Annotated in this window: 8 protein-coding genes (1 of these 8 cut by a window edge); all 8 read left to right on the forward strand. The window is 42.4% G+C overall.

Going from position 1 to position 10,000, the window contains the following annotated elements:
- Complete coding sequence (gene dnaA / locus AC4E8A_RS00005) at window positions 1-1,347, forward strand: chromosomal replication initiator protein DnaA (RefSeq protein WP_490196188.1); 1,347 nt, start codon at window positions 1-3, stop codon at window positions 1,345-1,347.
- Between the two features lie 202 nt (window positions 1,348-1,549).
- Window positions 1,550-2,686 carry a DNA polymerase III subunit beta gene (gene dnaN / locus AC4E8A_RS00010; RefSeq protein WP_490196190.1) on the forward strand — a complete coding sequence of 379 codons (1,137 nt, stop codon included), beginning with the start codon at window positions 1,550-1,552 and terminating at the stop codon, window positions 2,684-2,686.
- 235 nt (window positions 2,687-2,921) lie between these two features.
- A complete protein-coding gene (yaaA, locus tag AC4E8A_RS00015; protein WP_490196192.1) occupies window positions 2,922-3,149 on the forward strand; it encodes a S4 domain-containing protein YaaA in 228 nt (75 codons plus the stop codon).
- A gap of 15 nt (window positions 3,150-3,164) precedes the next feature.
- Window positions 3,165-4,283 (forward strand): DNA replication/repair protein RecF, encoded by a 1,119-nt coding sequence (recF, locus tag AC4E8A_RS00020; RefSeq protein WP_490196194.1) that lies wholly within the window; start codon window positions 3,165-3,167, stop codon window positions 4,281-4,283.
- A gap of 9 nt (window positions 4,284-4,292) precedes the next feature.
- Window positions 4,293-4,553 carry an extracellular matrix regulator RemB gene (remB, locus tag AC4E8A_RS00025; protein WP_490196195.1) on the forward strand — a complete coding sequence of 87 codons (261 nt, stop codon included), beginning with the start codon at window positions 4,293-4,295 and terminating at the stop codon, window positions 4,551-4,553.
- 65 nt (window positions 4,554-4,618) lie between these two features.
- Window positions 4,619-6,535 carry a DNA topoisomerase (ATP-hydrolyzing) subunit B gene (gene gyrB, locus AC4E8A_RS00030; protein WP_490198970.1) on the forward strand — a complete coding sequence of 639 codons (1,917 nt, stop codon included), beginning with the start codon at window positions 4,619-4,621 and terminating at the stop codon, window positions 6,533-6,535.
- Window positions 6,536-7,026: 491 nt separating this feature from the next.
- A complete protein-coding gene (gyrA, locus tag AC4E8A_RS00035) occupies window positions 7,027-9,549 on the forward strand; it encodes a DNA gyrase subunit A (RefSeq protein WP_490196196.1) in 2,523 nt (840 codons plus the stop codon).
- Window positions 9,550-9,657: 108 nt separating this feature from the next.
- On the forward strand, window positions 9,658-10,000 hold the start of the coding sequence (locus AC4E8A_RS00040) for an HD-GYP domain-containing protein (protein WP_490196198.1). Its footprint extends 743 nt past the window's final position; the window shows 343 of its 1,086 coding nt (coding positions 1-343); its start codon is at window positions 9,658-9,660; the stop codon falls past the right edge of the window.

Genomic DNA, 10,000 nt, shown 5'->3' on the forward strand with positions numbered 1-10,000 from the left:
TTGGAGAATATAGGGGACTTGTGGAATAAAGCCCTCTCGAATATAGAGAAAAAGATCAGTAAACCCAGTTTTGATACTTGGTTGAAGTCTACAAAAGCTCATTCCATACAAGGAGATACACTTATCATCACCGCCCCCAATGAATTTGCCAGAGATTGGCTTGAGGGAAGGTACTCTCAACTAATATCCGATGTCCTGTTAGATATTACTGGTGAAGAACTTATTGTTAAATTTATTATTCCGCAAAACCAGGAACCGGAAGAGTTTGATTTACCTGTTCCCCCGAAGAAAGTGGCCGATAATGATGATGGCCAGGACTTCCAGCAAAATATGCTGAATCCCAAGTATATGTTCGATACTTTTGTCATTGGATCTGGTAATCGCTTTGCACATGCAGCCTCACTTGCTGTAGCAGAAGCTCCGGCAAAGGCATATAATCCACTTTTCATCTATGGGGGAGTAGGACTGGGGAAAACCCACTTGATGCATGCCATTGGCCACTATGTCCTTGAGCATAATCCATCAGCTAAAGTGGTTTATTTATCCTCCGAGAAATTCACAAATGAATTCATCAATTCCATCCGTGACAATAAAGCCGTTGATTTCCGCAATAAGTATCGGAATGTCGATGTCCTGCTGATTGATGATATTCAATTTCTTGCAGGAAAAGAACAGACCCAGGAAGAGTTCTTCCATACATTCAATACACTGCATGAAGAAAGCAAGCAGATAGTCATTTCAAGTGACCGTCCTCCAAAAGAAATTCCGACACTTGAGGACAGGCTCCGTTCCCGCTTTGAATGGGGCCTCATTACTGATATCACACCTCCGGACCTCGAAACGAGGATTGCGATTTTAAGAAAAAAAGCAAAAGCGGAAGGCTTAGATATACCGAATGAAGCCATGCTTTATATAGCCAACCAGATTGATTCCAACATCCGGGAACTAGAAGGTGCCTTGATTAGAGTTGTTGCTTATTCCTCTTTGATCAATAAAGATATCAATGCAGATCTGGCTGCGGAGGCATTGAAAGATATCATCCCAAGTTCAAAACCGAAAGTGATTACGATTGCTGATATTCAAAGAGTTGTCGGTGAGCAGTTCAATGTAAAACTGGAAGATTTCAAAGCCAAAAAACGGACAAAGTCCATTGCATTCCCTAGGCAGATTGCCATGTATCTCTCCAGGGAAATGACCGATTTCTCACTCCCTAAAATTGGAGAAGAGTTTGGAGGAAGGGACCACACCACCGTAATCCATGCTCATGAGAAGATTTCAAAAATGCTTGGCGTTGATTCTGGATTCCAGCACCAGTTGAAAGAAATCCGCGATCTCCTAAAAAATTAATATAGATAGTTATCCTGAATACTGTTAATAACTTTGCTATGTTTTTACACAGTCTGTCCACATGTGGATAGACTGTGTTTACTTTCGTTTTTCGCACTTATCCACATACTAACAGCCCCTATTACTACTAGTACTATTTTTTTATAAATATATTAGTATATGCTGCAGTAAAAAAATCATGCTTGAACTGGAGGAAAAGATAATGAAATTTGTTATCCAAAGGGATGCTCTCGTACAGAGTGTCGGCGACGTAATGAAAGCTGTAACATCCAGAACAACAATCCCGATTCTTACGGGTATTAAAATCATCGCAAATGATGAAGGAGTCACATTGACAGGAAGTGATTCTGATATTTCCATCGAATCATTCATTCCCAAAGAGGAAGAGGGACGTGAAATAGTGGAGGTAACAGAGGCAGGCGGGATTGTCCTGCAGGCAAAATTCTTCAGTGAAATTGTAAAAAAACTGCCTATGGATACGGTGGAAATTGAAGTGCAGAATCATTTGCAGACCGTCATCCGTTCGGGAAAAGCAGAATTCAACTTGAATGGCCTGGATCCAGAGGAGTATCCTCATCTTCCTCAAATCGAGGAAGGAAATGCATTAAAGATTCCAACCGATTTATTAAAAACCATGGTAAGACAAACTGTATTCGCAGTGTCCACCTCAGAAACACGCCCCATCTTGACAGGTGTAAACTGGAAGGTTGAAAATGGGGAACTTTCCTGTATTGCAACAGACAGCCATCGTCTGGCGATGAGAAAAGCCCCCGTAGAGAATGACACCGGAAAAGAATACAATATCGTCATTCCAGGGAAAAGTTTGACAGAACTAAGCAAAATTTTGGATGACAATTCAGATCTTGTTGAGATAGTCATGACAGATAATCAGGTATTGTTCAAAGCGAAACACTTATTGTTCTTCTCAAGACTGCTTGAAGGAAACTATCCTGACACAAGCCGATTGATACCAAATGAGAGTAAAACAGAATTGACACTTACAACAAAGGAGTTCCTTCAAGCCATTGATCGTGCGTCACTTTTGGCAAGAGAAGGAAGGAATAATGTTGTAAAATTGTCCACAATCGATAATGGCCTGATTGAAATCTCTTCCAATACACCAGAAATCGGAAAAGTAATCGAGCAGGTTCAAAGCCAATCGATTGATGGTGAAGATCTTAAGATTTCCTTCAGTGCCAAATATATGATGGATGCCTTAAAGGCATTGGAAGGAACAGAGATTCACATCAACTTTACCGGTGCAATGAGACCATTTGTCATCAAACCGCTACATGATGATTCCATCCTGCAGCTGATCCTTCCTGTAAGAACATATTAATCACAATAAAATGGCTGGCTGTATAACCACATCGAAACGTTATACAGCCAGTCTCTTTTCTTTTTTAGAGATTGACACTTTATTGCTCTAAAGCAGTGAGGGACTGTCCCCCACTGCTTTAAAGCGTTAAACCCCTGCAGTCAAGGATGATCGTCACTCCGACATAGGCAGGGTTTTGTATTAAGATGAAAATATAGTAAAATATATTATTAGATATTAATGCCGGAAAGTAGTGATGGTCGTGGAAAAGAAAATCGCAATAGAAACGGAATATATTACATTGGGACAATTCTTGAAGCTTGCAGACGTCATTCAATCAGGCGGGATGGCCAAATGGTTCCTGAGCGAATATGAAGTGTACGTCAATGGAGACCAAGATCAAAGAAGAGGAAGAAAACTAAGGGTTGGAGACAAAGTCGAAATTGAGGAAAACGGGGCTTTCATCATCTCTGACGAAGAATAAAGAGGATGTCTGTATATGTACATTGAAGAAATACAGCTCAAAAACTATCGGAACTATGATTCCGTCGATATCGCGTTTGAGAACAATGTGAATGTCATTTTAGGTGAAAATGCCCAGGGAAAGACGAATGTCATGGAGTCGATCTATGTTTTGGCAATGGCGAAATCCCACAGGACCTCAAACGATAAAGATTTGATACGCTGGGATGAGGAATATGCTAAAATAAAAGGCAGGATAAAAAAACATAATGGGTCACTTCCGCTGGAGTTGGTCATTTCCAAAAAGGGAAAGAAAGCTAAATCCAATCACCTTGAACAGAAGAAGCTTAGCCAATATGTTGGAAATATGAATGTCGTCATGTTTGCGCCTGAAGACCTCCATCTCGTAAAAGGGAGCCCTCAAGTAAGGCGTCGTTTTATTGATATGGAAATCGGGCAGGTCTCACCTGTCTATTTGCATGATATTGCTTTATATCAAAAGGTTCTTCAGCAGCGGAATCATTATTTGAAAATGCTGCAGACCAAGAAACAGAAGGATGAAACGATGCTTGATGTCCTGACTGAGCAGCTTATTGAAATATCAGCCAAAATCATCAGGAAACGTTATGACTTCATCCAACTTCTGCAAGAATGGGCACGCCCTATCCATTCAGGTATATCAAGGGGACTTGAAACCTTGGATATTCAATATAAACCGTCTATAGATGTATGCGAAGATCAAGATTGGTCGAAAATGGTAGGAATAATAGAGGATAAGTTCAATAGCATCCGCCAAAGAGAAATTGACAGAGGCGTGACATTGGCGGGCCCGCACAGGGATGATCTGCAGTTCTTCGTCAATGACAGGGATGTACAGACGTTTGGTTCACAAGGCCAGCAGCGTACAACAGCCCTTTCTTTGAAATTGGCTGAAATTGAATTGATCCATGCAGAAATCAAAGAATACCCGATTCTTTTGCTGGATGATGTTTTGTCAGAGCTTGATGATTTCAGGCAGTCGCATTTGCTGAATACGATTCAAGGGAAAGTGCAGACCTTTGTCACCACCACTAGTGTTGATGGCATCGATCACCAGACATTGAACGAAGCAACCACATTTGAGGTTGAATCAGGTCATATCAAGAGAGTGAAGTGAGGTGTTTCCATGTATATTCATGTTGGCGAAGATGTGATGGTACGAACGGATGAAATTGTTGCAATAATTGACAAGGATACAGTCCAATTTTCAGAGGAGATGCAATTATTCCTGAAAAAGAAAGAAACCCAGACGAGCAACCTGGCAAAAGGTACATATAAGTCGCTTGTGGTTACCATCGATCAGCTGTATCTTTCACCATTGGCATCGACGACATTGAAGAAGCGATCGAAAAAATGGAATACCCATGACAATCTTTTAAATAGATAATCAGAAAGACATATATATTCAAGCATGATTACATGCACAGGAAGTGTAGGTGAATTGGTGTGACAATGGAACAAGAACAAAAACAATCTTATGATGAAAATCAGATACAGGTCTTAGAAGGTTTAGAAGCCGTCAGGAAACGTCCAGGGATGTATATCGGTTCCACAAGTTCCAAAGGCCTTCATCACTTGGTTTGGGAAATCGTTGATAACAGTATTGACGAAGCACTGGCAGGGTACTGTTCAGAAATCAAGGTCATCATAGAAGAGGATAACAGCATAACTGTTAAAGATAATGGACGCGGAATACCGGTGGGTATCCATGAGAAAATGGGAAGGCCTGCTGTCGAAGTCATCATGACAGTGCTTCATGCCGGAGGTAAGTTCGGCGGCGGTGGATATAAAGTATCCGGCGGCCTGCATGGTGTAGGGGCATCAGTTGTTAATGCCCTGTCCACAGAGTTAGAGGTATTCGTACACCGTGACGGCAAGATCCATTATCAAAAATTCGAAAAAGGTGCTCCGAGCTTTGATTTAAAAGTTACTGGTGAAACAGATATCACCGGTACGGTCATCCACTTCAAGCCGGATCCCGAAATCTTTACGGAAACAAGAGAATATGATTTTGACATTTTAGCAAACCGTCTTCGTGAACTTGCCTTCCTTAACAAGGGAATCAGAATCATCATCGAAGATAAACGGGTGGAAGATAAAAAGAACGAGTATCACTATGAGGGCGGAATCAAGTCATATGTAGAGCACTTGAACCGTACAAAAGAAGTGGTTCATGAAGAACCGATCTTCATTGAAGGTGAAAGGGAAAACATTTCCGTGGAAATAGCCCTTCAGTACAATGATGGCTTTGCGAGCAATATTTATTCTTTTGCCAATAACATTCATACGTATGAAGGTGGAACCCATGAATCCGGCTTTAAAACGGCGCTGACCCGTGTTATCAATGATTATGCCCGTAAAAATAGTCTATTCAGGGAAAGTGATGCCAATCTTTCCGGTGAAGATGTACGTGAGGGAATTACGGCCATTATTTCAATCAAACACCCTGATCCTCAATTTGAAGGTCAGACAAAGACGAAACTTGGTAACTCAGAGGCAAGGACAATTACGGACAGCTTGTTTACAGAGCACTTCGAGTCATTCCTTCTGGAAAACCCGGTTGTCGCCAGGAAAGTCGTCGATAAGGGAATGATGGCTGCAAGGGCAAGACTGGCTGCGAAAAAAGCGCGTGAGCTTACCCGCCGCAAAAGTGCTCTTGAAGTATCAAGCCTTCCGGGGAAACTGGCTGACTGTTCTTCAAGGGATCCTAAAATCAGTGAAATTTATATCGTTGAGGGTGACTCTGCAGGAGGCTCTGCCAAACAGGGACGTGACCGGCACTTCCAGGCGATTCTGCCTCTTAGAGGAAAGATCATTAACGTTGAAAAAGCAAGATTGGATAAAATTCTATCCAATAACGAAGTCCGTGCGATGATCACTGCTCTTGGAACAGGAATCGGCGAAGACTTTGATATTTCCAAGGCTCGTTATCAAAAGGTTGTCATCATGACAGATGCCGATGTTGATGGAGCACACATCCGTACGTTGCTGCTCACATTCTTCTATCGCTATATGAGACAAATCATTGAAGCGGGTTACATTTATATCGCCCAGCCGCCACTTTATCAAATAAAGCAAGGCAAGAAAATTGAGTATGTTTATTCAGACAAACAGCTGGAGGAAGCACTTGCACAAATGCCAGCCCAGCCTAAACCGGGAATCCAGCGTTATAAGGGTCTTGGCGAGATGAATGCTACACAGCTATGGGAAACGACGATGGATCCTGAATTCAGGACACTTCTGCAGGTAAGCCTTGAAGATGCAATTGAAGCGGATGAAACCTTCGAAATGCTGATGGGAGATAAAGTAGAACCTCGCAGAAACTTCATCGAAGACAATGCTGCATATGTAAAAAACCTGGATGTTTAATTCATAAGCAGGATAGAACCATTTCTATCCTGTCTTTTACATAGAGGCCTTAAACGAAGAAATACAGCATATTCTGTAAGTTAATTTTTTTATTGCAAGTCTATATTCATATTTAATTGATGGAAGCGGAGGGTGTACAATCTCCTGCGGGCCTAGCGGGAACAAGGTTACGGCCCCACTGGAACGTAAACCTGCAATCCAGCTCCAGTTCCGGCGACTAGCAGATTCCGGTCTCTCTCCTGGTGATAAGCGAACATCGACTCACTCTGTTCGTTGTGTTTCCTTATCTCATACGAGAGCCCTCCAATCTGAACGTCACTGAATGGATGCTTGTGCTTTTTTAGCAAGCAATGCCGAGGAGGCCCAATACCCGCCCTGCAGAGTCAGGCATCCGGAGCAGAATCAACCTGCACTCTTTTCGTGAAAAGCAAGAAAGAAACATAGTGTGGACATAGGTAACTAAATACCTTTAAAAGGAGGTTCCTTCTATTATGGCGGAAACACCACGTTCTAATGTACAAGAAATCAATATAAGCCAGGAAATGCGTACATCCTTCCTGGACTATGCAATGAGTGTTATCGTTTCACGTGCATTGCCTGATGTACGTGATGGTCTTAAACCCGTACACCGAAGAATCCTGTATGCGATGAATGACCTTGGAATGACATCTGATAAAGCCTATAAGAAATCTGCACGTATCGTCGGTGAAGTAATCGGTAAGTATCACCCCCACGGTGACACTGCAGTATACGATACAATGGTCCGTATGGCACAGGATTTCAACTACCGTTACATGCTTGTAGACGGCCATGGAAACTTTGGATCTGTCGATGGAGATTCAGCAGCAGCCATGCGTTATACAGAAGCTAGAATGTCCAAGATTTCAATGGAGATCATCCGTGATATTAACAAAGATACAATAGATTACAGAGATAACTATGACGGTTCAGAACGTGAGCCGATTGTAATGCCTTCCCGATTCCCGAACCTGTTGGTGAATGGTTCATCAGGTATTGCGGTTGGAATGGCAACAAACATCCCGCCTCATCAACTGGGTGAGGTGATAGACGGTCTTCTTGCGTTGAGCAGAGATCCTGAAATTACGATTCAGGAATTAATGGATTACATTCCGGGCCCGGATTTCCCGACTGCTGGAATGATCGTTGGAAGAAGCGGAATCCGCAGAGCATACGAGTCAGGTAAAGGCTCCATCACCATGAGGGCGAAAGTTAGAATTGAGACAAAAGCCAACGGTAAAGAAACAATCATCGTCGAGGAAATCCCATATCAGGTCAATAAAGCAAAGCTTATTGAAAAAATCGCTGATTTGGTCCGAGACAAAAAGATAGATGGCATAACAGATTTGCGTGACGAATCCGACCGTAATGGAATGAGGATCGTCATTGAAGTCCGCAAAGATGCCAATGCCAATGTCCTTTTAAATAATCTTTATAAACAGACTGCACTGCAAACAAGTTTCGGTATTAACCTTCTTGCGCTTGTAGACGGCCAGCCAAAGGTCCTGAACTTAAAGCAGTGTCTATATTACTATTTAGAACATCAAAAGGTGGTCATCCGCAGAAGAACCGAGTTTGAACTGAAAAAGGCAGAAGCACGTGCTCACATTCTGGAAGGACTGCGAATCGCACTGGACCATATCGATGAAATCATTGCCTTGATCCGCGGATCTCAAACAACCGATATTGCGCGTGAAGGTTTAATGGAAAACTTTTCTCTCTCGGAGAAACAAGCACAAGCCATCCTTGATATGCGTCTTCAGCGCTTGACTGGTCTGGAACGGGATAAGATTGAAAATGAGTATCAAGATTTGATTAAATTGATTGCAGAATTAAGAGCGATTCTTGCGGATGAAGAAAAAGTATTGGACATTATCCGTGAAGAATTGAATGAGATTAAAGAACGTTTTAATGATGGGCGCCGTACTGAAATCGTGGCAGGCGGCATCGAACAGATTGAGGATGAAGATCTCATCCCTCGTGAAAATATCATCCTGACATTGACACATAATGGCTACATCAAGCGCCTTCCTGTTTCCACCTACCGCAGCCAGAAGCGCGGCGGACGAGGAATTCAGGGAATGGGTACGAATGGTGATGATTTCGTAGAACATCTGTTGACGACATCTACTCATGACACAATCCTTTTCTTTACGAACAAAGGAAAGGCATTCAAAGCAAAAGGATATGAGATTCCTGAATTCAGCCGTACGGCAAAAGGAATTCCAATCATTAATATGCTGGGCGTCGACAAAGGTGAGTGGGTCAATGCCATGATCCGCATCGAGGAATTCGTTGATGACTGGTATCTGTTCTTCACTACAAAGCAGGGAGTCTCCAAACGTACCCCAGTATCTGACTTTGCTAATATCAGAACCAATGGGCTGATTGCCATCAATTTGAGAGAAAACGATGAACTCATTTCCGTTAAACTGACCGATGGCAGCAAAGACATCATTATTGGAACACAAAAAGGGATGTTGATCCGGTTCCCTGAAACGGATGTGCGTTCAATGGGAAGAACAGCGACGGGTGTAAAAGGAATCAACCTGGATTCTGAAGATATTGTAGTCGGCATGGAAATCCTGGAAGAAAAAGATGATGTTTTGGTTGTCACAGAGAAAGGATTCGGAAAACGTACACCTGCTGAAGAATACCGTATCCAGACCCGTGGCGGAAAAGGATTGAAAACATGTAATATCACGGACAGAAACGGAGAACTCATCTCTGTGAAGGCCGTTACTGGAGAAGAAGACCTGATGCTGATTACGGCACAAGGTGTCCTCATCCGCATGGACGTAAATGATATTTCGACAACAGGAAGGAATACGCAAGGTGTCAAACTCATCCGCCTGGATGAAAACAGCAGCGTAGCCACTGTAGCGAAGGTTGAAAAAGAGGAAGAAAAAGAAGAAGAGGAAATTCCGGTTGACTTGACTGAAGAACCTGATGATCAAGTGACAGAGGAAACTCCTGATGACAATGATACCGAATAATGAAACAATCACTCTCCTTTATGGGGAGTGATTTTTTTTATTAACATGTGCTACCTCATACTGCTATCTGGTAAAATAAAGAAGTGAATGTCAAATAGAGGTGAAAACATGAGGATAAAGATTAGTGAGGTAGAAGAAGGCTGCATTCTTGAACAGGACATTATGGGAATGACTTCATTGCCAATCATTCCGAGAAACACTGTATTGCATGATATACATATGAAAGTATTGCATTCATTCCAAATAGGGGAAGTGTCTGTAAAGCGGACAAAAGCGGATGGCACACCCTTTTATCCACAACAAATAGTAGATATGGAAGACACTCAAGTAGAACCACCCAAACATCGGGATGATTTCCTGGAATTATATCTGGCAAAAGTCCAGCAGTTTAAAAAAGAGTTCAAGAACTGGCAGTCAGGGATGCCTGTTTCCATCGCAAAGATCAGACAGA

Source organism: Bacillus sp. SRL337 (genome assembly GCF_984799155.1).